General features: G+C 38.4%; 31 protein-coding genes. 28 read left to right on the forward strand and 3 right to left on the reverse strand.

All coding sequences use genetic code 11. The features are described from left to right. The first annotated feature begins 360 nt into the window (after nt 1-360). The 15 genes from ACXQIQ_RS01120 to ACXQIQ_RS01190 all read left to right on the forward strand — a co-directional run bounded on the left by ACXQIQ_RS01120 (nt 361) and on the right by ACXQIQ_RS01190 (nt 12304). Nucleotides 361-1074: a hypothetical protein gene (locus ACXQIQ_RS01120; protein WP_439300561.1), complete on the forward strand. Its 714-nt coding sequence runs from the start codon at nt 361-363 to the stop codon at nt 1072-1074. An 80-nt stretch (nt 1075-1154) separates the two neighbouring features. Beyond that, nucleotides 1155-1574 (forward strand): hypothetical protein, encoded by a 420-nt coding sequence (locus ACXQIQ_RS01125; RefSeq protein ID WP_439300559.1) that lies wholly within the window; start codon nt 1155-1157, stop codon nt 1572-1574. Nucleotides 1575-2051: 477 nt separating this feature from the next. Continuing rightward, nucleotides 2052-2567 (forward strand): GNAT family N-acetyltransferase, encoded by a 516-nt coding sequence (locus ACXQIQ_RS01130; RefSeq protein ID WP_439301963.1) that lies wholly within the window; start codon nt 2052-2054, stop codon nt 2565-2567. An 86-nt stretch (nt 2568-2653) separates the two neighbouring features. Continuing rightward, complete coding sequence (locus ACXQIQ_RS01135; protein ID WP_439300558.1) at nt 2654-2869, forward strand: DUF6366 family protein; 216 nt, start codon at nt 2654-2656, stop codon at nt 2867-2869. 122 nt (nt 2870-2991) lie between these two features. After that, on the forward strand, nt 2992-3480 hold the full coding sequence (locus ACXQIQ_RS01140; protein WP_439300557.1) for an HIT family protein: 489 nt from the start codon (nt 2992-2994) through the stop codon (nt 3478-3480). A 748-nt stretch (nt 3481-4228) separates the two neighbouring features. Further along, complete coding sequence (locus ACXQIQ_RS01145) at nt 4229-5617, forward strand: tetratricopeptide repeat protein (protein WP_439300556.1); 1389 nt, start codon at nt 4229-4231, stop codon at nt 5615-5617. Between the two features lie 343 nt (nt 5618-5960). Beyond that, nucleotides 5961-6404, forward strand: coding sequence for a GNAT family N-acetyltransferase (locus tag ACXQIQ_RS01150; protein ID WP_439300555.1), 444 nt, complete (start codon nt 5961-5963; stop codon nt 6402-6404). Nucleotides 6405-6904: 500 nt separating this feature from the next. Continuing rightward, entirely contained in the window at nt 6905-7303 is a 399-nt protein-coding gene (locus ACXQIQ_RS01155; protein WP_439300554.1) for a nucleoside 2-deoxyribosyltransferase, read from the forward strand. Nucleotides 7304-7320: 17 nt separating this feature from the next. Continuing rightward, nucleotides 7321-7674: a MazG nucleotide pyrophosphohydrolase domain-containing protein gene (locus ACXQIQ_RS01160; protein ID WP_439300553.1), complete on the forward strand. Its 354-nt coding sequence runs from the start codon at nt 7321-7323 to the stop codon at nt 7672-7674. A gap of 299 nt (nt 7675-7973) precedes the next feature. Then, the gene (locus ACXQIQ_RS01165) at nt 7974-8684 is read left to right on the forward strand and encodes a DUF2711 family protein (RefSeq protein WP_439300551.1); all 711 of its coding nucleotides are present in this window, start codon (nt 7974-7976) and stop codon (nt 8682-8684) included. Between the two features lie 59 nt (nt 8685-8743). Then, on the forward strand, nt 8744-9169 hold the full coding sequence (locus tag ACXQIQ_RS01170) for a hypothetical protein (RefSeq protein WP_439300550.1): 426 nt from the start codon (nt 8744-8746) through the stop codon (nt 9167-9169). A 301-nt stretch (nt 9170-9470) separates the two neighbouring features. Next, nucleotides 9471-9923 carry a GNAT family N-acetyltransferase gene (locus tag ACXQIQ_RS01175; RefSeq protein WP_439300549.1) on the forward strand — a complete coding sequence of 151 codons (453 nt, stop codon included), beginning with the start codon at nt 9471-9473 and terminating at the stop codon, nt 9921-9923. A gap of 110 nt (nt 9924-10033) precedes the next feature. Then, complete coding sequence (locus ACXQIQ_RS01180) at nt 10034-10471, forward strand: cell wall hydrolase (protein WP_439300548.1); 438 nt, start codon at nt 10034-10036, stop codon at nt 10469-10471. A 146-nt stretch (nt 10472-10617) separates the two neighbouring features. After that, nucleotides 10618-11094 (forward strand): GyrI-like domain-containing protein, encoded by a 477-nt coding sequence (locus ACXQIQ_RS01185; RefSeq protein ID WP_439300547.1) that lies wholly within the window; start codon nt 10618-10620, stop codon nt 11092-11094. A gap of 169 nt (nt 11095-11263) precedes the next feature. Continuing rightward, on the forward strand, nt 11264-12304 hold the full coding sequence (locus ACXQIQ_RS01190; RefSeq protein ID WP_439300546.1) for a zinc-binding dehydrogenase: 1041 nt from the start codon (nt 11264-11266) through the stop codon (nt 12302-12304). Between the two features lie 54 nt (nt 12305-12358). Here the strand turns inward: ACXQIQ_RS01190 and ACXQIQ_RS01195 are convergent, their stop codons facing one another. Next, nucleotides 12359-13138 (reverse strand): TerC family protein, encoded by a 780-nt coding sequence (locus ACXQIQ_RS01195; RefSeq protein WP_439300545.1) that lies wholly within the window; start codon nt 13136-13138, stop codon nt 12359-12361. A gap of 237 nt (nt 13139-13375) precedes the next feature. Here ACXQIQ_RS01195 and ACXQIQ_RS01200 point away from each other — a divergent pair, with 237 nt between their 5' ends. The 6 genes from ACXQIQ_RS01200 (at nt 13376) to ACXQIQ_RS01225 (ending at nt 17170) form a co-directional block, all read left to right on the forward strand. Next, entirely contained in the window at nt 13376-13771 is a 396-nt protein-coding gene (locus ACXQIQ_RS01200) for a VOC family protein (RefSeq protein ID WP_439300544.1), read from the forward strand. A 75-nt stretch (nt 13772-13846) separates the two neighbouring features. Next, a complete protein-coding gene (locus ACXQIQ_RS01205; RefSeq protein WP_439300543.1) occupies nt 13847-14464 on the forward strand; it encodes a class I SAM-dependent methyltransferase in 618 nt (205 codons plus the stop codon). A 103-nt stretch (nt 14465-14567) separates the two neighbouring features. Continuing rightward, nucleotides 14568-15662: a hypothetical protein gene (locus tag ACXQIQ_RS01210; protein WP_439300542.1), complete on the forward strand. Its 1095-nt coding sequence runs from the start codon at nt 14568-14570 to the stop codon at nt 15660-15662. A 36-nt stretch (nt 15663-15698) separates the two neighbouring features. Further along, nucleotides 15699-16265, forward strand: coding sequence for a GNAT family N-acetyltransferase (locus ACXQIQ_RS01215; protein ID WP_439300541.1), 567 nt, complete (start codon nt 15699-15701; stop codon nt 16263-16265). 80 nt (nt 16266-16345) lie between these two features. Continuing rightward, nucleotides 16346-16513 carry a YfhE family protein gene (locus ACXQIQ_RS01220; RefSeq protein WP_439300540.1) on the forward strand — a complete coding sequence of 56 codons (168 nt, stop codon included), beginning with the start codon at nt 16346-16348 and terminating at the stop codon, nt 16511-16513. A 111-nt stretch (nt 16514-16624) separates the two neighbouring features. After that, nucleotides 16625-17170 carry an ATP-binding protein gene (locus tag ACXQIQ_RS01225; RefSeq protein ID WP_439300539.1) on the forward strand — a complete coding sequence of 182 codons (546 nt, stop codon included), beginning with the start codon at nt 16625-16627 and terminating at the stop codon, nt 17168-17170. Between the two features lie 210 nt (nt 17171-17380). Here ACXQIQ_RS01225 and ACXQIQ_RS01230 read toward each other — a convergent pair whose 3' ends face one another. Then, the gene (locus ACXQIQ_RS01230; RefSeq protein ID WP_439300538.1) at nt 17381-18049 is read right to left on the reverse strand and encodes a type 1 glutamine amidotransferase domain-containing protein; all 669 of its coding nucleotides are present in this window, start codon (nt 18047-18049) and stop codon (nt 17381-17383) included. Between the two features lie 206 nt (nt 18050-18255). Between ACXQIQ_RS01230 and ACXQIQ_RS01235 the strand changes: the two genes are divergently transcribed. Then, on the forward strand, nt 18256-18543 hold the full coding sequence (locus ACXQIQ_RS01235; protein WP_439300537.1) for a putative quinol monooxygenase: 288 nt from the start codon (nt 18256-18258) through the stop codon (nt 18541-18543). Nucleotides 18544-18562: 19 nt separating this feature from the next. Further along, nucleotides 18563-18739 (forward strand): hypothetical protein, encoded by a 177-nt coding sequence (locus tag ACXQIQ_RS01240; protein WP_439300536.1) that lies wholly within the window; start codon nt 18563-18565, stop codon nt 18737-18739. Between the two features lie 46 nt (nt 18740-18785). On the opposite strand, the gene ACXQIQ_RS01245 is transcribed toward ACXQIQ_RS01240, so the two are convergent. After that, nucleotides 18786-19049, reverse strand: coding sequence for a hypothetical protein (locus ACXQIQ_RS01245; RefSeq protein WP_439300535.1), 264 nt, complete (start codon nt 19047-19049; stop codon nt 18786-18788). A gap of 191 nt (nt 19050-19240) precedes the next feature. On the opposite strand from ACXQIQ_RS01245, the gene ACXQIQ_RS01250 reads away from it, so the two are divergent. From ACXQIQ_RS01250 to ACXQIQ_RS01270, 5 genes are all read left to right on the forward strand, one after another. Next, nucleotides 19241-20779: a BCCT family transporter gene (locus ACXQIQ_RS01250; RefSeq protein ID WP_439300534.1), complete on the forward strand. Its 1539-nt coding sequence runs from the start codon at nt 19241-19243 to the stop codon at nt 20777-20779. A 106-nt stretch (nt 20780-20885) separates the two neighbouring features. Continuing rightward, entirely contained in the window at nt 20886-21386 is a 501-nt protein-coding gene (locus ACXQIQ_RS01255; RefSeq protein ID WP_439300533.1) for a DUF2716 domain-containing protein, read from the forward strand. Between the two features lie 33 nt (nt 21387-21419). Continuing rightward, nucleotides 21420-22046 carry a pyridoxamine 5'-phosphate oxidase family protein gene (locus tag ACXQIQ_RS01260; RefSeq protein WP_439300532.1) on the forward strand — a complete coding sequence of 209 codons (627 nt, stop codon included), beginning with the start codon at nt 21420-21422 and terminating at the stop codon, nt 22044-22046. A gap of 546 nt (nt 22047-22592) precedes the next feature. Further along, the gene (gene murQ, locus ACXQIQ_RS01265) at nt 22593-23507 is read left to right on the forward strand and encodes an N-acetylmuramic acid 6-phosphate etherase (protein WP_439300531.1); all 915 of its coding nucleotides are present in this window, start codon (nt 22593-22595) and stop codon (nt 23505-23507) included. A 42-nt stretch (nt 23508-23549) separates the two neighbouring features. Further along, nucleotides 23550-24866, forward strand: coding sequence for a sugar ABC transporter substrate-binding protein (locus tag ACXQIQ_RS01270; protein WP_439301962.1), 1317 nt, complete (start codon nt 23550-23552; stop codon nt 24864-24866). The last annotated feature ends 18 nt before the right edge of the window (nt 24867-24884 follow it).

Here is a 24884-nt window from a genome sequence, read left to right on the forward strand (position 1 = left end):
CTTAAAGTTTATCAAAACAAGATAATTATATAGATATATTAATAGATTGGATACAGGTAAATTATACTAACTTTTAAGGGATGAAAACCGCTCAACGATAGGGGTTGAAACCGGTTTTTAAAAGATGCGAAATACAATCTGAAATATAGAAGTGTGGTAAAATGAGGAAAAAATATGCTTGTAAGGTATTACGGCTTTATTCCAGAAAAGGGCAGGATTGTGGAAGACTCAGTTTCGAGATAATATGTAGAATTTACATTTAATTATCATTCTACGAAACTCCATAAGAGTTATTCTAATATGTAAAATGCTAGTGAGTAAGAAATATATAATGAAAATTAATATGAATGGAGTTTTGAAATGAGTGACTTTAAGTTTCACAGAGGAATTAGAACTGCTTCTAGTGAACAATACGATATACACTACTTAGGTGAAAACATTGGTGAGTTACATATTCATTTTATGGAGCAAAGTTCAAACGAGATTTGCAATTTATTAATCACGAAAGAACTTGAGGAAATTAATAAAGAAAAGTTAGTTGATGAAATTGTTGATACACTCATTTACAACCCTGAAGATTTCTTTTGGATAAATGTTTTTAATGCGAATTATGAATTTGGAATAATAAATGAGCCTCATCCAGACAGTCTAAAAGCTAGACAGAAAGACTTGTCTAAAGTTTTAAATACTTTTCAAGTTGCAAAAGGTCAATTGTCAGAAGTTGCTCCAATAGAATACTTTAGAGGTTTTGACTATGAGGTTAAGGTAGCTTCTGAATATTATGATAAAAACCTGAAAATTGATTTAATCGGCGAAAATCTAAAAGAACAGCTATACATACAGGTTAAACTGGGTATGATTGGAGAACAAGAAATAATAAAGACTGTAAGTAAAGTATCTGAAATAAACAAAACAAATAAATCTAAAATTGCTTGTATTGTTGCTGAGAGATTTCCTGTTAAAGCAGAATTTTTAAGAAACAGGTTAGAAAATGAGTTAGGTTTAAGAGTGATGTTTGTTCATAAATACCAAATACTAGAGTCTGTTTCGAAATATAAAAGAACGCTAAAGTAACCAAGGTTTTTTCGCAGCACTGATTTAGAATCTGAATTAAGCAACCTTTATACAAGATAGATCATTAAGGGGGGAGTTCTATGCAAATTCTACAGGCTTTATTGCCATTAATTGGTGTTATTGTAGGTGGTTTAGTTTCTTATCTAGCCCAGACTGCCCATCAAAAGAGAACAGAAAAGCATAAGGACAGAAGACAGAAGACAATCGCATATAATGAAATATTAAAGATCGAAGGGGAAAATAGCCCCCTAGAAATCCCCAGCTATAGTGGTGAAAACAAAGGATTCGATTGGAAGAAGTATGTGGAGGGCAATAGGCGAATTTTATATGATAATCTTCATTTATTTGACTTTAGTATAGCGGATAAGGTCTTAGACATTGATCACATAGGGGAAAAAGCAGAGGTATTAGGCCCTGAACAAGAAGATATTGATATGGTATATGATCTTTATTGCGAAATCATTGATTGGATTAAAAAAGATTATCCCAGAAACCGATAACCCCTTTTCTGGATTTCAGGTCTACAAGAAATTGGGGCTTTTCTACAATATCTTAAGTAGAAGAAGGCTCGTTATACTGTTGAACGTGATTGAATAATACGAACCTATTAAAACATTATAAGGTTGTGGTTTTATTGAAAAATTCTATTAGTTTAATTATTATTATCTTCTTGATGCACTTGGTTACGCTGATTCATGTGACTGTTTTTAATGGTGACTGGGATGGAGTTGTTTTAATGCTATCTTCTATATTCTTTATATCAGCAATAGCAGTTTTTGGGATTAGCCAGCAAAGAAATAAACAAAAGTAGTTGTTAGACTTTAAAGTATTGATCGTCTTCCAGAATCGGGGGCGATAATCTAGGAAGGATTACGCTTCTTTTTGTTTAATACATAAGAATTGGTCAGGATTGTGGACTAAGGAATTTATTTATGAGTAGTTTAAAATAGAAAATTCAGTTTAAGGAGAGGGACGATATTTCAGAACAAATCAAAGAACGACAAATACAAATTAACATTTGGGGAGACACTGACCTGGATCTACTTTTTAAAATAAATGCACCAGAAATGATGGAACATCTGGGTGGCTCTGAAAGTAAAGAACAAATTCTAAAGCGTCACAAAAGGTATCTGAAACTTGGTGAAAAGGGGAAAATGTTTAGCATTACCCTAAGTCCTGATTTTGAAGCGGTTGGTTCTGTTGGTTATTGGCAAACAACTTGGAAAAATGAAAGTGTCTATGAAATTGGATGGAGCATACTACCACAATTTCAGGGAAATGGTATAGCAACTATTGCAGTTAAACTAGCAATTAAAGAAGCAATAATGGAAAGAAAATATAAATACATCCACGCTTTCCCTTCAATTGATAATCTTGCTTCAAATGCCATTTGTCGAAAACTCAACTTTTCATTTATTTCAGATTGTGAATTTGAGTACCCACCTGGTAACTTAATGCATTGCAACGATTGGCGTTTAGACATAAGTAAATAGTAAGCTGAGATCTTCAATTATAGGGGGCATTTATTGAATCAAGTGACCCTCTTTTCATATAAAAATTGGTCAGATGGAGGACAATTGTGAGTACTACTAAAGAAAAACCTAAGGATAGACGAGAGAGGCTTCGGCAAGAAGAAATCAAAACAAATTCAGCAAGTAATATAGGTGATGGATTTAATCGTTCGCATAGTGGCAGTTTCATTGATTTAGTTGGTAGTTTAAGTTGGAAAGGTACAGGAACTCTGATTGTTATAATCATAATAAGTTACATAATTTATTCGTTGTTATTCAATTAACGGGGGCATTTCTCCAGAAAGAGAAGTACCTAACACTATTAAATCAGGCAATGGATATTTTGAAAAAGGGCTAATTTCTGTACTGAATTTATACTGTATTTATTTATAAGGAGAAGAAACATTTGTATATACATATGCCATCTAACTATACTTGTCCTTTTTGTTTGGTTGTTAAGGGTGAAGAGGACGAATTCAATAAGCGTGTCCAAACAAAGCAGCAAGATATTATTTATAAAGACGATGATGTAACAGCTTTGATTGCAACCTTGTGGTGGCCTAATAATAAAGGCCATGTGATTATCATACCTAATAAACACTTTGAAAACATTTTTGATCTACCTATAGAGATTGCCACTAAAATACATAAATTGTCCCAACAAGTATCTTTAGCACTTAAGGAGTGTTACGGTTGTGATGGTATCTCAACAAGACAACATAATGAACCTGGTGGGAGTCAAGATGTTTGGCATTATCACCTACACGTTTATCCAAGATATTATAATGATAATCTATACCTAACACATGGTAATTTAAGTGAACCATCGGATCGTGTGGTATATGCTGAAAAGCTTAGAGCGTGGTTTCAATCAAATATTTTAAATAAGAGTTAATAATGTATAGATAATCGCTTAAAAAGTAGATCCATTAGTCCAGAATAGGGGGCAATTGATTAATCATGGAGGTATATATCCAATTTGAAATTAAGGATTGAGCAAAGAAAAATATTAAATATAATATCAGTATTTATTCTTGCGATTGGTTTATTTGAAGCCACTTTCCCAGTGTATAACTTGGTTGATTCAAAAGTAATTATAGTGCTTATTTTTTTGAATTTTATATGTTTAATAGTAATTTTCACTTTAATAAGTATTACATATTTAAATAAAAATTTTTTCTCATTACCAATTTTAATAGTTGCAGCAATACTAATAAGTGTATTATTAATGGTTAACATTACTGGGGGAGTATAACAAGCTTTATTAAACAATCGGGGGCTTATCTGAAATAGGATAAGCCCCCTTCATTATGAAATTAGTGATTGAGTTAGATCAACAATTTTGAAATAATTGGTATTAAGAAAAGGGCAGCATTCCTTGTTAAGAAAAGTTTGACAGGAGGAGAGGAAATATAATTAAAAAGATATTATTTTTTATAATAATGTGGGGTTTTTTAACAGGTTTGTTCTTTGGACTATCCCTCTGGTTTGATGAGGTACAAGGGTTCGAAGCATGGGTATACGTCTGTTTATTAGGAATAGTAGTTTTACTGTTTTGTATAATAGGTTTATTTAAACCACGGTGGCATCCCTTAACAAATAAAGGAGTTATTTTTCGTCTAATACTACTTTCGATATTGGTAATGACTTCAACGTTTGTCATCAGTACCGTAAATTATGCCTTTGAAGACATGATATCCAAAGAGGGGGATGATCAGAGTAGCCCTTCCCGAAAAATCAGTTTATACAAATTGTTTTTTGCAAACCTCCGTAATCAGGAAATCGATTTGGAAGGTCTGGATACAAAAAAAATCGGTCATATCACTTTTTATTATGAAGAAAGCGAAAAGAGTTCTAGTTATATCAACAAAGTGCTAAAAGCTTTGGACGAAAAAGAAAAAGAGTATCATTCTCTATTCGGAGACATTCCAGAAAAACCCGTTCGCATCATCTTTCGTGAACAACAGTCCTTTGATAATGAAACAAAGCTGGAAGGCGACAATAAAGGTTTCACCAGTGGTTATTATACATATGAGAACCATACAATTCATCTCCCTTTACCAGGAAAATCGGAAGAATTGAAAAGATTTGAAGGGACCGCTATACATGAATACACGCATCATTTATTCGCTACTTCATTGGAAGAACATGGTCTTTCCTATTCTGCTATCCCTCTTTGGTTCAATGAGGGTTTGGCGAGATACGTTGAAAGTAAAGATGTTGGGGTATTTGTTCGAAATTTTCAAGACTTAGAGTACCCGAGTCTTGAATCACTCGATACACTTATAGAATGGAATAACCATTTAAAGGAACCGTATGACCCTTACTTCCAAAGCATGGTATTTATCCAGCATATTTTGAGAAACGAAGAAACGGAATTCGTTCAAGAAATAATAGAAAAGACGAAAAAGAATGACTTCGAGAATGCGTTTCAACAAGCAACAGGTCAATCTGTCGATACGTATGAAGAGAGGGTATTCAATCAGTTGAAAAAGGTACCAGACATGATGGTTACCGCAAGAAAACTACACTATCAGGAAGACAAACCAAAAGAATCCATGGAAATATTGATGAAAATTAACGACTTCATGCCGAACCTGTTGGATTCGAAAATACTAATCGCCTCGTTGTATTCAGAAGAAGGAGATGTGCAATCCGCCATCCGATACAACGAGAGAATTGTGGAATTGAACCCTCATAGTAGTCCCTTATATCAAATGCTTTCTTTAACACTACTTTCAGAGGATATGGATAAGGCAATTGAGGCTTCTAAGTTAGCTGTCAAGTATGCTGAAGCGAGTGAATCTAAACATGCAAGAGGACTTTTAAACATCTTAGAATCAGCAAGAGAAACTATTCGTTCGGGTAACCCTTTCTCAGGCTACTTGCTCATATTAGAAAGCGATTATTTGTTCATGGATTCCGAAAAGAGGAATCTTATCAAAAGAATTCTTGAAGAATACCCTGATGAGGATGAAGTGGGTCGAACGAAGATTCTTGCACTGAGAGACGAATTGGACACAAGGAATTAAATGATGATAACTTAATGTTTATTATTTAATCACCTTCAATATCCTAATGGTTGGGTTCTGAATAATGAAAGTACAAACAAAGAAATATGGGGGAACTATATTGAGGTTATTCCTTGCGATTCCAATCATAGTGTTTGGTAGTTTTCTTATTAGTTTAACAGTTGATAACATTGGTATAGGTAACATTATTATTAAAGTCATTGGTGCTGGATGTATCTTTGTTGGAATCATTATCGGGAAAAACAAAAGAATATACTAATGAATCTGAATGATTGAACGTGTACTAGTTTATATCTAGAATTAATGCTTATTAGGAAATAGTTTTTGTGAGGAGAAAAATTCAATGGACTTTAAATTTATTCCAATAACTATAGAGTATGTAAAAGAAATAGATTCATGGAATTATGAGGGCTTCATTGAAGAAGTTTGGATGACTCCCTATTTTGAGTCGTTCAATAATACGGAGAAGTTAAGAGGTCCTGGTGGATGCGAAGGTTTTGTAGCATTATTGGATAATAAGGCTGTTGGATTATTTGAATTTAGAATGGAAAACAGTATTATGGAAATCGGCCTAGCATTAAGACCCGATTTAGTGGGGAAAGGCTTGGGAGTAGAATTCGTCAATCAAGGGATAGAGTTTGGCCTTAAACATTATGATACTGAATTTGATTACATAAGATTAGAGGTGCACTTTCAAAATAAAGCAGCTATCCGTGTTTATGAAAAAGTGGGCTTTGTAAAAGTCGAACAAAAGGCTACTGAAATTGAAATGAGAAAGACACTGTAAAGTAATTTTATATGGTCCAGAAAGGGGAGGGTTAATCTATGAAGGATTAACGCTCTTTTTGTTTAATAATTAACAGAAGGGCTGGATTATATAGAAGCTTTTTAATTAAATAAATTAAATGGAGTTCGGGGATAAAAAAATGAATAGAATATTTGTATCATTATTCGTTCTACTTCTAATTTTTTTAGGTGCTTGTGAGAGTTCAGCGCATACAATTTCAAAAGAAGAAGTAAAATCAATTGTTGTGGAACAGAACTCAGGATCCATCGGAGAAATTAAAATAATATCAGTCCGTCACACAAGGGGTAAATACATAGTCGAGTGGGAAAACAAACAAAACTGTGAGAGGGGCACTCAATATATTGATGACCAAAGTGGGGAGATAACAAAAGGTAAAGTGTCGATATGTTAATAATATTTGTTTCTAACAGTTATTCTTCTTAGTAGTAATTTAAGTGCTAGACCTTGCGAATAGCGTATAGGTATTTAAGGAGGAGCAGATGAAGTTTTATGTAGCATCGAGCTTTAAGAATGTAGATAAAGTTCGGCAAGTTAGTAAAATGTTAAAAAGTAAAGGGTATATACATACATTTGATTGGACTAAAAATATAAAGGCTTCAACACTTGAAGACTTGAAACAGATTGGGCAACAAGAGAAAAATGCTGTTTCTGAAGCTGATTTCATTGTGGTTTTATTACCAGCAGGAAAAGGAAGTCACATTGAATTAGGAATAGCACTAGGGCTAAATAAAAGGGTTATACTTTACTCGCAGGATAATGAAATCAATAACTTTTCCACTACGAGCACTTTTTATCATCTATCAGAAGTAGAAAAGGTCATTGGATCTTTGGAAGACTTGGTTGAATACTTGACCTCGAATGATAAAGTACTTAAATAAATTAGGGGGTATTGAATGTGAATTCGAAATTAATTGAAGAACTTACTGATCAAATGGAAAAAGATAGAGGTTGGGTTGACGAGGATGCATACTATAAAATGAATCTTTTAATTGAAGAAGTTGGGGAATTAGCTAGGGAAGTGAGAAGGAGAGAAACTGGTAGATTAAGACCTGATGAAGACGATACGGTGGATAATAGAGATGATTTAGAACTTGAGGTGGGAGATGTATTATTTTCGCTAATATCTGTCTCAAATCATTACAAGATCTCACTAGACAGAGCATTCCTAGCAAAGTTGAACGACCTAAAACGACGATACAATTCCAGCATACCTATTCCTGGATATGAAGAAATCAATTCTAATAAATAATCGGTATATCTGGCATTATTTTAGAGGAGTTTTTAGAAATGAAAATTAAATTTCTCATAGTTTTAGTCTCATTAATCCTAGCTATATTCACATTCAGTATCCCTGGACTATACATGCTCTGGTCTTCTTCAGGGTTCTTTGAAGTGTGGACTTTTTGGTTGGTAATACTTATTTTTTTCATTTATATAAAAAGAGAAGAAAAGTAGAATTCTCTACGATTGAAAGCGTTAATCTCAGAAGGATTAACGCTTTTATTTGGAGTTTATTGGATTGAATTATGATAAAAGGAGGTATGGACAATGGATTATTTCTACCCCTTAAATGGTGACCTTGAAAAAGATCCTTTGTTGGATCAAACACCTGAGAAATTTAGATTTGCTGCTATCATTTTTTATCCTTTTGTAAAAATGCCAATCAAATGGAAAGCTAAGAAGGGTGCAAATCCCCATGCCTACCCGTCCAATAAAGATATTCTTAAATATGGAAAGCCCGTATATTGGAATGAAATCAGAGACAAGAGTGGCTTAAATAACATTGCTGAGATGTCTATTGCTGTAAAATCTGCCATATCAGGAGAGTCAGGAAGACAAATCTATCAAAGACCCGACTTAGCAATACAAATGAATGATTGCTTATATAAAAATATCTTCTATCCATTGGAAGATCGTCTATCTATTTTTCAAATAGATGGCATATTGAAGATCCTGAGCTCTAAAGGAGCAAAACGGATAAAGTATACAAAGATTCATGGTGAAGAAGGTACATATGAAATTAATAGTATTAAAACGAATGATGCGATTAACTTATGTTCTGGACCCATAACGAATACAGATGAAAATGAAGATTTTGTGGTTGCCTGCTATTTTGATGAAGTATCAGCATTATGTCTTGCAAAAGAAGATATTCGGGATCTTTTAAGGAAAACTAAGTTGGAGGGCATTATCTTAGACGAAAAAACACCCTTAGTTTGGGAAAAATACAAGGTTGCTACTTTAAACTCTCTTATTTAGCCTAAGAATTAGGCAGGAATGTGATACCGAGAATGTTACTTTTAGGCAGGTGAAAACATTTGGATTGGGATCAACAAGCAGTCATTTTTAACATTTTTCATGATGGAGTGATTACAGATTTAATTAAAAGATCTGGGATTCTTGAAATGAAGATAGAAATTAGATATTTAGCTGAAATGTTAGATGAAAGTTATAGGTGTTTCTACTGTAAGTTGATCAATTGCGATAAGTTTTTGTTAGAGAATTGGAGTGATGAGCAGAATTACATTCATGATTTAAAGACGATCATTGACTATGATCTGGAGATTATGGATGCCAAGAATTCCGAGGAAGGGGTATTGGTTAATTGTCTAAGTGTGGAGTTTATAGGTGGTACATTGCAAATTGGTACAGAGGATATAAAAATTTTTGACCAAAGTAAGAAAGAAATCTTTTTAGACGAACTTACTCAGTTAGCTGATCGTTATTGGAAAGATAGTGTCTAGTTAATAGCCCGTTCAATAAGTTTATTGAGATAGTTGCTCATATTTGAAATAATTGGCATGGGAGGAGTGGTGTTCTCATGTTTCTTTTTAATGATTTGTTCATGTGGCTTCTTTTAGCTTTTGTCGTTATATTATTAACGATCATTGTATTATTGAGAGGGATTTTCCAGAGGTTTAGAGAACCGAATGAGGAATTAAAAGAACGTGTTCGCAGACTAGAAAGGCAGGTTCATGAGCTCCAAAATAATAAATAGCTAATGGAGCCCCTTTCATCTTAGTGACATGAGAGAGGAAGATGGTTATGGAATGGGTGAAAAAGACTTTTCAAAAGTTGACGAAAGAGGAGTTATATACGATTCTGCAAAAGCGCGTAGAAGTATTTGTAGTTGAACAGGAGTGTCCATATCCAGAAGTGGATGGGCGTGATGAAGAGTGCATACATATTTGGTCTGAAATGGATGGTGATATGGCAGCTTATTGCCGGATAGTTCCACCTATTCATAAAGACGGACACTACTCCATAGGCCGGATATTGATTCCGAAAGATTACCGCAGACAGGGGATTGCCCGAGATATGGTCAATTTAGCGATTGACGTCTTAGTTCAGGAAATCGGTGTAAAAAGGATAGCGCTTCAAGGTCAGGAATACCTACGTCACTTTTATGCTTCGTTCGGATTTAAAGAAGTTTCAGGTGTGTACCTAGAAGACGGGATTCCACATGTGGATATGCTGATGGAAGAAGAAGAAAGGTGAATCAGGTAATGATGGGGCGTGAATCCAAGAAGGATTCATGCTCCTTTTGTTTAAATTAAATCATGAAATTAAGATAGGCTCTTGTCATACAATACATTGAGGTGAAGAAAATGCCTAGAATAAAGTATACGAATTCGGATGTTGATTTAATGGCAAGAATGATGAGAGCGGAAGCAGAAGGCGAAGGCAAGCAAGGGATGTTGTATGTTGGAAATATAATTGTTAATCGCGCGAATGCAGAATGTTTAGATTTTAAAAATATAAGAACCATTCCACAAGTCATTTATCAAGTACAAGGTGGTAACTATTCTTTTGAAGCTGTTCAAAAGGGCAATGTATTTTATAACCGAGCGAGATCTGCTGAAAAAAGGTTAGCCAAAAAGAACTTGGATTATTGGAGGGAACACCCGGCGAAATATGGTCTTTGGTATTTTAACCCGTATGGTCCATGTCCACAAACATGGTTCGGGCAACCTTTCGCTGGTCAATACAAAAACCATTGTTTCTACGAACCAAAAGCCGGTACATGTGCAAGTGTTTATGTATGAGTTGGTTTAGAAAAAAATAAGAATTATCTTCTAACTAGGAGGCGCGGATCTACGCCTCTTTTTGTTTTGTCTAAAAATGGAGGATTCTTACAGGCGATGTAGAAGACTGGTCATGTAAGAGAAACCATCCTTCAGGAGTGAAGTTCATGAGCCAAGAAGTTATTAATGAAAAGTCTGTTAAAGAATTAGGTCAAATTAAACTAGTCGGGTTTAGAGTAGTGTGTGCAGATAATCAGTATATTGAAGAAATCCCAAAGGCGGCAAACGAACTAGCCGAGAGGATAAATGAAATAAAAAACGTCATGAATGTCGACCAACAGATAGGAGCTTTTGTTGTAGAAGAAACGACTCCAGAGCACGAAGGATACTGGGTCGGAGTGCAAGTAAGTGAATATCAGAACATACCTGAAAATATGACTATTCTAACCATTCCTGAACAAAAATATGCCACACTGGTACATACAGGACCAAACGATTTAATTAGAGAAAGTTATAGCCACTTACACCAGTGGATCGAGGAACAAGGATATACACGGTCCAATACGGGATGGAATTTAGAGATCTCTCCAAAACAAAACGATCCTCAAAATCTTCAAGTTGAATTGATGGACTCCATTAAGTAACCCGAATGAGAGAACGACAATTTGATGGTCGTTCTCTTTTTGTTGTTACTAACTTAAAAAGCTTCTTTCTCATATAATTTTCAGATGCATTTAGTTTGGATGAGCAGCGGTATTATGTGTACACTAACGGTGGATTATTATAATAAATGTTTTGAAAGGTGATTCTAGTATGAAAGCTGTTCAAGTAACAGGATATGGAGATGTCGACAAATTAGAATTAGTGGACACACCGATTCCTGAGCCGAAAAGTAATGAAGTTCTCGTAAAAGTTAAGGCTTGTGCAATCAATAACACGGAAATCTGGATGAGAGAAGGCGCATATGGAACTGGCAAAAAATCAGGTTGGAGACCAGAGGGTGTTCAATTTCCGAGGACTCCAGGGTCTGACATTACAGGTCAGGTCGTAAAAGTAGGAAGCCAGGTTGAAGAAAGCATGATTGGAAAAGATGTTGTCCTGTTTCCATTCACTTCAAGCGGTGAAGAAGGCCTTGAACATATTTCTGAAGATATGTCTTTCATCGGTTCTGAATATGATGGAGGGTATGCTGAATATGTTGTTTGGCCCGCGGAACTTTGCTATGATATGCCCCTTCCTGACTATATAGAGAGCTCAGTTTTCTCTGTTAGTGGGATGACCGCCTGGCATATGGTTGAACAGATTCAGGCGAAACCAGGAGAAACGATTATGGTGACGGGCGCAAATGGTGGCGTCGGATCGTTGAACGTTCAAATCGCTTCAAAAGTCTTCGGTGCCAAGGTCATCGCAATCGTTGGTGATCTGGCTTTAGAAGATAAGATGAAAGATTTAGGAGCTACACATGTACTTTCCTATAGATCGGACAAGCTTAGCGAAGAAATTTTAGAAGCGAACGGCGGTCCAATTGATTCTGTCTTGGATGTAGTAGGTGATGCGTTGTTTGCAACATCGCTTCAGGTTCTGAAAAAAGGCGGGAAGTTTTGTACTTCTGGTTCAGCCGGGGGTCAAAAAACGGAGCTTGATTTCAGAACGATGTATTTAAAACACATCACGCTGTATGGCTCTGTATTAGGAACGAGAGCGGATTTTCAAAAAATGCTTACTGCCATATCAGAGGAAAAAATCAAGCCAGTCATCGATTGTACTTTTCCATTAGAAGAAGCAAGAGAGGCACAAACCTACTTCAAAAACTCAGGGAAACTCGGAAAGATTGTTCTACTTCCTGAAAAATAGGTTATAAACTAAAATGGCGTAACCCGTTAACTCGGGTACGCCATTTTTTTAACGTCATTCACTATAGTTTTCTTGAGATTCTTTGTTTTTAGTTGGTGCGAACCAGCCTAATAATGCGATTGCAATCAGCACGCCGTAGAAGATGAGCGTCCAGACCGTACTATGTGGGAAATGGTGGTCCAGTACGCCGATATCCTTGTGCGCAAGAGTGATTACTGCAAGCTTGACTCCGACCCATGCCACAATCGCATAAGCAGTCGTTTCTAAAGCAGGGCGTTGTTCAAGAAGTTTTACAAACCAGGTTGCAGCATACTTGATGAGGACAAGTCCTGCAATCCCACCGAGCACGACGACTAGAAATTTTCCGCCATCCATACCGCCGAAGTCACCGAGCGGGGAGTCTGGTAGGCCAAGTGCTAGAGCAACTGCAGCTAAGATCGAATCAATCGCAAACGCAAGGTCTGCCACTGCAATTTTTCCGACTGTTGGCCAAAATCCTTTTCCTGCAGCCTCTTCTTCTTCATCCTTATGGACGTTTTCGTTTTCTTTTCCAAAGCGAGCCTTAATGACATGCTTTAGACCTAAGTATAGAAGATAAGCCGCTCCGACTGCTTGAATCTGCCATACATTCGCGATAAAGGAAATGGCAAAAAGAGCAAGGAAGCGGAAGGCGAACGCCATGATAATTCCATATTTGATCGCTTTCTCTTTTTCATCGTCTGGTAAGTGCTTGGCGATCACCGCAAGAACAAGTGCGTTATCCGCTGATAGCAAGCCTTCCAGACCAATAAGTATCAGTAATGTCCATCCATATTCTAACCAAATTGACTCCACAAAAAAGTACCCCTTTCACAAACAAATCCAAATCATCTGAGCCTTTATACGGTTTAACAATTATAAATATACCATAGTCCACGAAAGATAAAACTTTTTCGCATATGAGTTATCTTCCCTCTTTTACAAGATCTAATTCTGTAATCTGACCTTTTGAAGCAGGATTATGGCGTTCCGATAAGAATATACATACGTGAAGGTTCAGTAGTCAAAAATCTGTCAAATCTGGAGGTAATGATGGGAAGATTGATTCATTTCGAGATTCATGTAGATGACATGGAACGTGCTAAGAAGTTTTATGGAGAAGTATTCGGATGGACGTTTGAAGATTGGAGCGAATTTGCTGGCATGCCATATTTCGGGGCTGTAACAGGAGATGCAAATGAGCCTGGAATCAACGGCGCATTAATGCAACGTCAAGGTCCACCACCAGAAAAAAACCAGGCAGTGAATTCCTTTACTTGTACGATGGGTGTAGAAGATTACGATTCCATCGACACTAAAATCAAGGAGCTCGGTGGAGAGGTCGCATTGCCGAAATATGCACTTCCAGGAATGGCTTGGCAAGGGTACTACATAGATACGGAAGGAAATATTTTCGGTATCCATCAACCGGATGAAAACGCGAAATAGGAGTTTTAAAAAAGTAGTACAAGTCGAAGAACCCTACTATAAGGGTTCTTTTGTTTTCTAGAAGAGGGTGATGTATTGGACAAGTGGAATAGATTCGTTTATAAACTTTGGTCTCCTGTTTATGATAAGTTTTTCAACACTGGGCAATTCCTCAAAGCACGAAAAGAGGTTTTTCAAGACCAACGTTTTCACGAGGGTCAGGAGATCTTATTTGTAGGAGTAGGAACAGGTGCAGATTTAGAGCTTATCAACTACGAAGTAATGAACATAACAGCGATCGACTATTCAAACGATATGCTCAACAAAGCGAAAACCAAATTCAAAGGTACATCTATAGAATTCTTGAAAATGGATGCTCAAGATATGAGTTTTCCGGATCATCAATTTGACGTTGTTGTGGCAAGTCTTGTTTTATCGGTCGTACCTGATACGAAAAGGTGCTTGGAAGAAATGGTGAGAGTATTAAAGCCTCAAGGGACTATCATTGTATTTGATAAATTTGCGCCTAAACATAAAGGTCTTTCCTTTTTGAAAAAAGCATTAAGACCGTTTATTAAGTTATTGGGGACGGATATCGGGATCAATTTTGAAAAATTGTATGCGGTACATAAAGATGGATTATTGATTAGAGAAGAGGAGCCGCTCATGTTCAATGGTATGTACATGAAGATTATCCTCCAGAAAAAAGATTAGAAACCTTAGAAAAGAAGGATTCAGCCCTTCTCTCTATAATAAGTACTGTTGGGGATGCTGAATTTCTTTCATCTACATAGTGAAAAAGAGGAGCTTACATAACATGAACTTGCTTACAAAAAACGCTTCTACAGAACTTGAACTCATCAATAGAGCGTTAAACAATGAAGGATTAAATGGACTATCGGATAAATCTCAGATCCATCGTTTAGGTGAAGGTGCCTGGCACTTTGCTTATTTGGTTGAAAAAGATTCCCTCGTTCTTCGTATTCCGAAAAAAACAGCCTACGATCAAGAGGTCGTTTTTAATCGAGATGAATTGACGACCGAGTTTGCTGGCACGAAAGCATTTTACGAAATGGCTAATAAAGCTAAAAAAGGTATCTGTCCTGAGCATTTCGAGTACTTCGTCCATGACGAATTGACTTATACCATTGAATCCTATTTGGGAACATCAGCAGGGCTTGGCGATCAAACCGAGGAACAAGCAAAACGGTATGGTGCAGAACTGGGAGAGTTTTTCCTGGCACTTGAAGGTTTAGAACATCCCTATGACGGAATTGGATACTTGAAAGTCGGAGACAGCGGTAATGTGAAAGGCTCATTAGATATGGACTTGAAAGCGTGCATTATTGAAGAAACGCAAGAGTACCTGGATGATTTGAATACGTTGGCGTCCAATAATTACCGCTTTGATAAGGAAAAAGTTTTAAACATAGGTAAGGAATTGCTCTCTAAACGGTCAGTAGAACGTGAAAAAAAGGTGCTTACCAATCAAGACACCTCTCCTGAAAACATTCTTTTTACCAGTAGTGGTGCTCGAATGATCGATCCGGTACCGATCCTTTACACAGGAACTTCACTAGCTGCCAATTATGTTTACAATTATCAGGGGTTTTTCCATACGGTTCATGACACTGAAAGATATGGGAAATGTCAGTATCACCTTCATATACCGAGATTAAAGGCCAATGCTGAAGGATTCATAGCAGGATATACAAACGGCTCACCGCAAAAACTGCAAGACTTGAATGTTGAAGTGTTCATAAAGCTTTTATCGATGGCGTTTACACATCATGAGCTATTGCAAAAAGATGAATTGAGCCATGAACAAATCATCCGATTCGGGACAAAAGAACAAATTGAGAAACGTCTCCAGATTTATTTGAGAGAGCTTGAGGCGTTTACAACTATCTAAAGTGACAACTAATCAGAAAGCATTTGGGGGATGATCATGGAACAAAATGTACATAAACCAATCAAGTTTTTAGAAAGCAAAAGAGTGTATTTGAGACCTGTTGAAGAACATGATTTAGATCTTTTCTATACTCAAGCCTTGTGGGATAAAGAAGGCAGAAGGCTAACGGGAACCCAAGCGGTATTCAGTCGAGCTGGTGTTCAAAATTGGTTTGAGAGTATTTCCACCGATACGACTAGAGTGGATCTAATTATTTGTTTACAGGAAAACGATCAACTGATAGGAGATCTGTCGATGCTCGAAATCGACCATCAAAACCGTAAGTCTGTCGTTCGTATCTCGATTTTCGAGAAAGGTTGTTGGGGAAGCGGATACGGAACAGAAGCAATGTCGCTTCTGTTGGATTATGGTTTTAACATCTTCAATTTAAACAGGATCGGTCTTGATGTTTTCGACTATAACGAAAGAGGGATCAAGTCTTATAAAAAGTTAGGGTTTAAAGAAGAAGGCCGCATCCGACAGGACCTCTTTTACAATGGTGAATATCATGATTCCGTCTTGATGGGTGTTCTAAAGGACGAATTCCGGCCTTATCGTTTTTAAGATTAGTGACTAATGTTTATCGTATTTCTGTGCCGGGTACAGCATGGACATAACCCAATTCCACAGAAAGGATGAGTACATTGGCTAGAAATATTCAATATCAACCTGTAAGAGGAAATGGGATGGAATTATCAGACGCTCAAGAGGTGTCTTACGCGAAAGAATTCAAACATGCCGATATGGCAGGTGGATATCGCAAACCGAGAGTGAAAGAAGCGAAGAGGGAAAATCCTAAATTACGCTCTTAATCGGAATGAAAGCAGCCCATCAGCGGCTGCTTTTTTACGTTTTACATAGGAAATGACCGAGGAGTATGGAATCAATATCTACACTACTTTTAGTCAGATTGGAGATTTTTAATGGAGAGATATGTAATCATTACTGTTGGAAAAACACATAGTGGAAAGTCGACGTTTGCAAGAGATTTAGAAAGACAATTGAAGAATACGGTGGTCATTGACCAGGACGTACATGCAGAGTTTATCAATACATATTATGATAAACTATTGCCTGCCAGTGGTCCCAATACTTTTAAATATGCAATCACGAAAACCATTGTAGATTATGCGGTGGAAGAGACGAATGCTCACCTTATATTGTGCAACTCCAATCGCAATGAGAAGATCCGCTTGAAATTGCTGTCCCGTTTTCATGATTTAGGCTTTAAGAGTATCCTTGTTGATTTTGACTTACCGGATGATGTACTGCGGGCACGTATTGCCGATAGTACGCGGAGCACAAAGATCTTTCGCAGTGCATCAACCTTTCAAGAAGTGCTCGATCGTCAAGAGGTTGAAAGAAATGTAAAGCAGCCAAAAACTGGTGAAGCGGACCACTTATTCGTTATTAATAGACCAGAGGATGCAGAGCAGGTCATTTATTCAATTGTTGAAGTAGTGGATTAGAGAAAAATAATGGCGTTTTGGTCTATAATTTCTGAATCTGGTCTATAATTTTTTATTTTTATGGGAAAATCGAAAATCTGATCTATATTTTCTCATTTTTATTGGAAATAACCCGTTTTTTATGGGAAATAATCAAAACCCACTCTAAAACAAAAAAACAGAGCCGACATAATCACTGTCCGGCTCTGTTTTACAACATTTCAACTCAAATTACTCTTTTTCCTTCAGTGCTTCTACCATTTTCTCGGCTGCACTTTCACTGGACATCGGATTTTGACCGGTAATCAAGTTTCCGTCACGCACAGCATGAGAAGTCCAGTCTTCACCTTTTGAAAAGTTTGCTCCTTTATTACGAAGCTCCGTTTCCAACATGAATGGCATATGAACATCCAATTTCATGCTGATTTCTTCTGAATCTGTGAAGCCTGTTACGGTTTTACCTTTTACAAGTGGAGTTCCGTCTTCATATGTTGCGTTTACAAGACCAGATGGACCGTGGCAGACGGATCCGATGACATTTCCTTGCTCAGCATGTTGTTGAAGGACATACTGAAGGGTTTCATTCTCTGGGAAGTCGAACATTGTACCGTGTCCGCCTGGTAGGAAAATGCCGTCAAAGCCTTCTGCATCATCTTTTGACAGTTGAGCTGTGTCCTTTAATTTATCTTGAGCTTCAGCCCATTCCTTGACTTCTTCTTCAGGAATGCTGTTCGGGTCAAGTGGGACTTCGCCTCCCTGGATGCTTGTTACTTTTACGTCATAACCAGCTGCCTTGAACGCGTTGTAAGGGACAGCATATTCCTCCAGCCAAAGGCCGGTTTTATAATCGTCTGTAATTTTAGTGTGATTGGTTACAACCATAAGTACTCGCTTGCTCATTTTCTCTACCTCCTAATTTTTTTATAGAAACTAAGGATTACGTAGTCAGTTATAACACGAACCTTCTTTATGACAAAAATAGTTTGCTCAAACGCTTTTGAATTAAACATGGATTTATGTAGTGATCGACGAGCATATGTAAGGTGAATGCAATTGATTTGTGGTACAGTTTTTGCAAAGCCCTAAGATTGAAAGGATGTATCGAAATGGACGCTATTGTAATTAATGCGATTTTCAAACCGAAAAGTGATAAAGTTGAGGAATTTTTTAAAGAGCTGAAGGAAGTTCAACGTGCTTCAAGAGAAGAAGAAGGTTGTGTACAGTATGAATTGCATCAAGGTCTAGAAGACGATACGTTCATGCTTTATGAAATCTGGGAGAATGAAACCGCATTTGAGGAGCATATAACGACAGATCACTATAATCACTATCGCGATCAGACAGCGGATCTTATCGAATCGAGAGAAGTATATAAGTTCAAGAAATTGGACTAAAATTGTTGCGAGGTATTGAATGAGTAATTTTCAGCTGCAAAAAAGGTTATGGATCGGGAGCGTATTTGGATCGTTACTGGCTTTTCTGATTTTGAAAGCCATCTGGTATGAACTGCCCAATCCTACTTTACTTGTCATCCTGATGATTAGCTTCCTGATCAACTTCATCATTTCATTCAAGTTCGGAATAAAATAAAAAATGTCTCATGCTGAAACAGCCATGAGACATTTTTGCGTTTTGCTTACCAGATTCCATAACCATATGGTGGATAATACGGGTATGGTCGGAACAAGGTGACACCAGCAATCGCACCCAGCCCCAAACCAATTAGCCCCGCACCTAATAAAGGAAAGAACCTTCCTTCTCTTTCTTCAAATGGTTGCAGGTATACTTTCTCCGAATCCACATCTACAATGACACCGACAAAGACTTCCTTTTTGTACGTGGTAATCATCACAGGCTGTTCAATATGGTGAACACATTGTTGATAAATATAGTCTTTCATACCTTCACCTCCCCCTTCCGCCTAAATGACTCTTTTTATCATATGAAGGGGTTCTGGAATTGACAAAAAAGCCCGGAGAAAATTTCGTTTTAGAGGAATGGAATCCGGGTATGACGACTATAGATATGGGTCTCATGGTTATTCATTGAATAACTGTGGGGCTTTTTATTATATAGAAAGAGGGGGAGAACATGAATAGCAAAAACTTGATCGAGTATAAGATCTTCTTACCATCTTTACTCGTCATCATTGCCATAAGTGTTCCGTTTGCATTGTACGAAGCGGAATCGCTCCAATTACTGAACTCCATTTTTGACTATATCGTGAAGGTATTCAGCTGGGGTTACTTATGGTATGGGATTCTATTGGTGGCTGCGGCGTTATATTTTTCATTTTCCAAATATGGTCAAGTCGTACTCGGTGATCCGAAGGAAAAGCCGAGGTTCACCTTATTCGAATATGCTTCCATATTGATTGCGATGGGGATTGGTTCAACAATCATGCGGACAGGGATGTTGCAGTGGACGTCGGTTGCAAACGATCCTCCGGCAGGTGTGGAACCGGGCTCAGCTGAAGCCCTATTATGGGGGAATTCCTACAGCATGTTCTTATGGAGTTTCCAGGTATTTGCGATCTTTGTCATGATTGCGCCTGCGATGGGATACATCCTCCATGTAAAAAAACGACCATTGATGCGGATCTCAGAAGCCTGTCGGGTGTTGTTTGGTGATCGATTTACAGATGGCTGGGGCGGCAGAGTCCTGGACATGCTTTTCCTGATCAGCATTCTAGCGGGAGCAGCCGTGACTTTGGGGCTTGGAGCTCCGATTGTTACACATAATCTGTCCTCTTTGTTGGGGATGGAAGTGACTTTCACGATGACAATCATCGTCACCATCATCTGGGTGATGTTGTTCTCGATCAGTGCATACTTAGGGATTGATAAAGGAATCAAACGGTTAAGTACGTTGAACATGTATTTAGCTGCACTATTTGGGCTTTTCATCATCATAGCAGGACCCGGTGTGTTCATTTTGAATTATTTCTCGGATAGTGTTTCCTTTCTGTTGACACACTACATTCCAATTTCAATGAACACGGAGTCTGTCCATCAAGGGGCAGCATCGCATATCCAAAGTAATACGGTGTTCTGGTTTGCCTATAGTGCGACCTGGGCGATGCTGCACAGTGTATTTGCGGCGAAAATTTCAAAAGGCCGGACAGTCAAAGAAATGATTCTTACCTATCTGTTGGCACCGACTCTCATTTCCTGGGTAGCAACTGGCATACTCGGTGGGCTTGGAGTGCACCGTTACCTCACAGATCAACTTCCGGTATTAGAGCTCGTGAAGGAGAAGGAAAGAATGGCTGTCATTCCAGAGATTCTATCCACACTGCCACTCGGTGAACTGTCCATCATCATCTTTATGGTCGTCGCACTTATTTTCCTGACGACGACACTGGATTCGACCACTTACACCGTAGCAGCATATACGAGTAAGCGGGATATGAGTAAACATGAACCGCCTAAAACGTTGCGGATTGTCATCGCTGGAATCATTACGGCAGTTGCCCTTGTCTTGATGCGAATCGGAGGGTTACCACCGTTATCGGTTGTGTCAGGATTGATGGGATTACCAATCATCGTGATTCAGTTCATTCTCATCTATGCAGCGAAGCGAATGTTTGATGTCGATCAAGCATTTAAAAATAATATAAGGGAAAATTAATGAAGGAGACGCGTCCAGTGGACGCGTCTTTTCTAATTAGATAAAATAAAAGGAACGAATGGAAAGATGTGGAATGAGCTATGTAAAAAAGGGAGGGTGTATGTATATGAAAAGTTGGGTGCCAATGAACGATCAAGAATCGGAGCAGGTTTGGACCACGATTTACGAAGAATTTGAGTTTCGACCAAGTACGACAATCTTTCCTTCCTTATCAGTTCCTGCGCCTTTTATCACGTATGATGTATCTTCATACTATAAAGCGAAAAATCACGAAGCCCTTTACGAAGATCTGGAGAATAAGGTCATACATGCTTTCCGAAATCTAACGAGTCAAGATGAGTTGATCTATGCATTGGAGTGGCAACATGAAGGGTATTGGTTCAACCCACGCGATGAAATACCGAGTGATGAATTCGGTGAATGGGTGGTTCCGCCTTTTCCTAATGGAGATTATCCTTTCTACTTGGAACAGAATTTCAGTTGGGGATATATCGGACATCCATGGGAGAAATCCGTCATTGTCTTTGGTGACGCATTAATCAGTAGTCTGGAGAACCAAAGGCCAAAATTATTTCAGCAAATCATTCGTTCCAATTACCATCTTTAATGAGAGAACTTTATTTTATAGAGGAGAAAAAGAATGCAATTTAAACATGAAATTACGAGCGAAGAAGAGCTGCGAGAAATCATTGGTACCCCGAGTGAGAGAGCAAGGAAAAAAGTCATTTCTCATATCGACGAGCATGTCAAAACGTTCATCTCCAAGTCACCTTTTCTAGTATTAGCAACTTCCAATCTAGCAGGCTCTTGTGATAGTTCTCCTCGAGGGGATGCGCTAGGCTTCGTACATATCTTAAATGAAAACATATTGGTTATTCCAGAACGTCCCGGCAACAAGAGGATGGACTCCATATTGAACATCATGACGAACCCGAATGTGGGCTTACTGTTTTTCATACCAGGATTGGAGGAAACCCTCCGAATCAACGGAAAAGCTAAGGCTATACGAGATGAAGAGATTCTAGAAAAGATGAACGTGAATGGGAAGACTCCATTACTAGCAATTGCCGTAATAGTGGAAGAATGTTTCATCCATTGCGCCAAAGCCCTCAAGAGGTCACAACTCTGGCATAACGATACATGGTATGAAGACTGTTCTCTTCCAAAACCTGCGAAGATACTAGCAGATCACGTCAATATACCTGAAATGGACGAAAAGAGAATAGCGGCTGACCTGAAAGAAGGTTATCAAAACCGGCTGTATTAAGGAGAATGAATAATGAGATTATTATGGAGCGGTATACGGATTTCTTTAGAGTTTTTGCGATTCATAGTCATACTTATTCTTCTTGGTAGTTTGTTAGGTGGTGTGAGTAAGCTCATATACAACATGTTTGGGATTAATCTTGATCATACTGTTGGTGGTTGGATGGTGGGGTGCGCAATCCTCATTTCTATTACAGTGTTTTATAAAAATAGATTTCAAAAAACAGTCTTTTATAAGGGGCACCCTTTTTCACCAACAATCAGGAAGACGCTCCTTTTCGTGTCCTTAATGATGTTCATCATGGCACCCTTTTTCAGTTGATAAGCTTGGTTATCCAAGCTTTTTTATTTTTGCCTATCTGAAATCAAATTTTATAATTTAAAATAAAAAACTAAAAAAATATTTTATTTTGGAAGGGATTTTTCATTTCAGGCCGAAATAATATTTTAAGAGTGTATCCGTAATTGTGAAATCAACATTCAACAAACATTTAAAGGGGGATGGAACGGGTCTTCATTTAAAATTTTCAAACAATAGAGGTGTCTTATGGAGTTAGATTTGACGTCGTTGACGACGGAACAGCGCAACATGCATACGAATAGCATCGACACACTCGGGACTCAAGAGATTCTGCAAACGATTAACAAGGAAGATGAGAGCGTTTCTCTTGCGGTAAAAAAGGTCTTGCCAGACATTTCTGCTGCAGTTGATTTGATTTATGAGGGTTTTAAAAACAACGGCAGATTATTGTACATCGGTGCTGGCACAAGTGGCAGATTAGGTGTCATTGATGCGGCCGAATGCCCACCGACGTTCAGCACACCTCCAGAGCTCGTGCAAGCGATTATAGCAGGAGGAGCGGAGGCGATGTTCGAGGCGATCGAAGGTGCGGAAGATAATGAGCAACAGGGAAGAAAAGATCTCCTCGCTCGGGGTTTGGCTGAAAACGATGTGATCGTTGGGATAACGGCGAGTGGTCGAACGCCTTATGTCATTGGTGCTATAGAAGCCGCAAAGGAAATGGGACTGAAAACGGTCAGTTTAAGCTGTAATCCGAATTCGGTTGTATCGGATCTTGTGGACCAAGCGATTGAAGTTGTGGTCGGTCCTGAAATTCTGACGGGTTCGACCCGGATGAAAGCGGCAACTGCACAAAAGATGGTCCTGAACATGCTGACGACTGCTTCGATGATCAAAATGGGTAAAGTGTATGAAAATTTGATGGTCGATGTGAACGCCACCAATAAGAAATTGGTGGAAAGAGCGAAAGGAATCGTCATGACGATTACAGGAATTCCGTATGAGGAAGCCGAAAAACTGTTAGAGCAGACAGGTTATGAAGTGAAGACTGCAATTGTCATGCAGAAGGCGGACGTACCACTAGTTGTAGCGAAAGAAAGCATTCAGAAAGCAGATGGATTTGTCAAAAAGGCGATTGAATTGGCAAAACGTTTCAAGTAGAGTTAGCGAATTACAAATTTGTGAGGGGGATTCACATTGAAAATGAAGAAATGGTTAATGGGATTCGTTTCAATGATGCTCGTTGTTGGTATTTTTGCTGGATGTTCGAATGATGATGCATCAAAGGACATGAGTTCGGATGAGTGGAAGGATTGGGAAGGCACCATCACGATGTGGGATGGTCCACGTTGGGCTGATAAGGATGAAAACAAGTACCACTGGATTGAAGCGAAGATTTCTGAGTTCCAAAAAGAGTATCCGAATGTAAAAATCAAACTCGTCAAAACACCTTGGGCTGAAATGAATGACAAGCTCAGTGTAGCGATTGCTGGACGTGCATGGCCGGATATCGCACCAGTGGACATCAGTGGTGGATCAGTCAACCAAAACCACATCAAACAAGGTGTCATCGCTGAATTGGATCCTTATTTTTCAGATGAAGACAAAAGTGATTTCTATGACAATGCACTAGAAGCGTACACGACTGACGGCAAATTGTATGGTATTCCGACGTCGATCAGTGTTCATGCGATGCTTCTGAACCTTGATATCTTTGAAGAAAAAGGCGTAGAACCTCCTGAAAATGGAAAATGGACATATGATGAATTCGTCGAAAAGATGAAAGCACTCACTGGTGATAAAGTGGATGGATTCTCAACGTACATCCTTCCAGGATACTATGAAGCTTGGCCGTTCCTATTGATGGATGGCGGGTATCCATTGAATGAGGACATGACGGAGTATACGTTTGACTCCGAAGAAGCGATCAGCGGCTTACAAAAGCTTGTCGATCTTAAATACAAACACGAAGTTGCACCTGAAAGCATGGGTGGTCAAGATGTCGGTGGTACTTGGAAGGCTTGGGCTGCAGCCGATCAACGAACAGTAGCGGTTCAACCTTGGGCGACATGGGCAATTGCTGCTGCACAAGGAGATAAGTTCAAGACGAACTTCATGGTTGCAGAGTATCCGATCGGTGAAACTGGCGAACCCGTTACAATTGGCGGTGTCGGTGGTTACGTGATGTTCAACGCGAAAGACGAAGCGAAAAAGCGCATGACAGCTGAGTTCATGAAGTACATCACGAGCACGGATGAGCAAGTGGTAACCGCAAAGAACTACGGAACGTTCCCAGCAAGAAAATCTGCTGCGGACCAAGAACCGTTTGCGGATAACCCTCAAATGGCGAGAGCGCAAGAACTTGCAAAGCATGCAGTACCTGTTCCTCGTCACGAAAACTGGGCACGAATTGATGAAGCGATCCAGAAGGAACTTCAGCTTGCTCTGAACGGTGAGAAAGAACCGGCAGACGCATTGAAAGACGCTGGAGAAGCTGTAAACGCCATTCTAAGCGAATAGTTTAAACCCATGGGGTTG

Source organism: Pseudalkalibacillus sp. Hm43 (assembly GCF_054170705.1).

What these genes read in the sequence shown, in the direction of transcription:
- ACXQIQ_RS01120 (WP_439300561.1), top strand. Translation starts at nt 361, where the DNA reads ATGAGTGACTTTAAGTTTCACAGAGGAATTAGAACTGCTTCTAGTGAA.
- ACXQIQ_RS01125 (WP_439300559.1), top strand. Translation starts at nt 1,155, where the DNA reads ATGCAAATTCTACAGGCTTTATTGCCATTAATTGGTGTTATTGTAGGT.
- ACXQIQ_RS01145 (WP_439300556.1), top strand. Translation starts at nt 4,229, where the DNA reads ATGACTTCAACGTTTGTCATCAGTACCGTAAATTATGCCTTTGAAGAC.
- ACXQIQ_RS01150 (WP_439300555.1), top strand. Translation starts at nt 5,961, where the DNA reads ATGGACTTTAAATTTATTCCAATAACTATAGAGTATGTAAAAGAAATA.
- ACXQIQ_RS01155 (WP_439300554.1), top strand. Translation starts at nt 6,905, where the DNA reads ATGAAGTTTTATGTAGCATCGAGCTTTAAGAATGTAGATAAAGTTCGG.
- ACXQIQ_RS01165 (WP_439300551.1), top strand. Translation starts at nt 7,974, where the DNA reads ATGGATTATTTCTACCCCTTAAATGGTGACCTTGAAAAAGATCCTTTG.
- ACXQIQ_RS01175 (WP_439300549.1), top strand. Translation starts at nt 9,471, where the DNA reads ATGGAATGGGTGAAAAAGACTTTTCAAAAGTTGACGAAAGAGGAGTTA.
- ACXQIQ_RS01180 (WP_439300548.1), top strand. Translation starts at nt 10,034, where the DNA reads ATGCCTAGAATAAAGTATACGAATTCGGATGTTGATTTAATGGCAAGA.
- ACXQIQ_RS01185 (WP_439300547.1), top strand. Translation starts at nt 10,618, where the DNA reads ATGAGCCAAGAAGTTATTAATGAAAAGTCTGTTAAAGAATTAGGTCAA.
- ACXQIQ_RS01190 (WP_439300546.1), top strand. Translation starts at nt 11,264, where the DNA reads ATGAAAGCTGTTCAAGTAACAGGATATGGAGATGTCGACAAATTAGAA.
- ACXQIQ_RS01200 (WP_439300544.1), top strand. Translation starts at nt 13,376, where the DNA reads ATGGGAAGATTGATTCATTTCGAGATTCATGTAGATGACATGGAACGT.
- ACXQIQ_RS01210 (WP_439300542.1), top strand. Translation starts at nt 14,568, where the DNA reads ATGAACTTGCTTACAAAAAACGCTTCTACAGAACTTGAACTCATCAAT.
- ACXQIQ_RS01215 (WP_439300541.1), top strand. Translation starts at nt 15,699, where the DNA reads ATGGAACAAAATGTACATAAACCAATCAAGTTTTTAGAAAGCAAAAGA.
- ACXQIQ_RS01225 (WP_439300539.1), top strand. Translation starts at nt 16,625, where the DNA reads ATGGAGAGATATGTAATCATTACTGTTGGAAAAACACATAGTGGAAAG.
- ACXQIQ_RS01230 (WP_439300538.1), bottom strand. Translation starts at nt 18,049, where the DNA reads ATGAGCAAGCGAGTACTTATGGTTGTAACCAATCACACTAAAATTACA.
- ACXQIQ_RS01235 (WP_439300537.1), top strand. Translation starts at nt 18,256, where the DNA reads ATGGACGCTATTGTAATTAATGCGATTTTCAAACCGAAAAGTGATAAA.
- ACXQIQ_RS01240 (WP_439300536.1), top strand. Translation starts at nt 18,563, where the DNA reads ATGAGTAATTTTCAGCTGCAAAAAAGGTTATGGATCGGGAGCGTATTT.
- ACXQIQ_RS01245 (WP_439300535.1), bottom strand. Translation starts at nt 19,049, where the DNA reads ATGAAAGACTATATTTATCAACAATGTGTTCACCATATTGAACAGCCT.
- ACXQIQ_RS01250 (WP_439300534.1), top strand. Translation starts at nt 19,241, where the DNA reads ATGAATAGCAAAAACTTGATCGAGTATAAGATCTTCTTACCATCTTTA.
- ACXQIQ_RS01255 (WP_439300533.1), top strand. Translation starts at nt 20,886, where the DNA reads ATGAAAAGTTGGGTGCCAATGAACGATCAAGAATCGGAGCAGGTTTGG.
- ACXQIQ_RS01260 (WP_439300532.1), top strand. Translation starts at nt 21,420, where the DNA reads ATGCAATTTAAACATGAAATTACGAGCGAAGAAGAGCTGCGAGAAATC.
- murQ (WP_439300531.1), top strand. Translation starts at nt 22,593, where the DNA reads ATGGAGTTAGATTTGACGTCGTTGACGACGGAACAGCGCAACATGCAT.
- ACXQIQ_RS01270 (WP_439301962.1), top strand. Translation starts at nt 23,550, where the DNA reads ATGAAGAAATGGTTAATGGGATTCGTTTCAATGATGCTCGTTGTTGGT.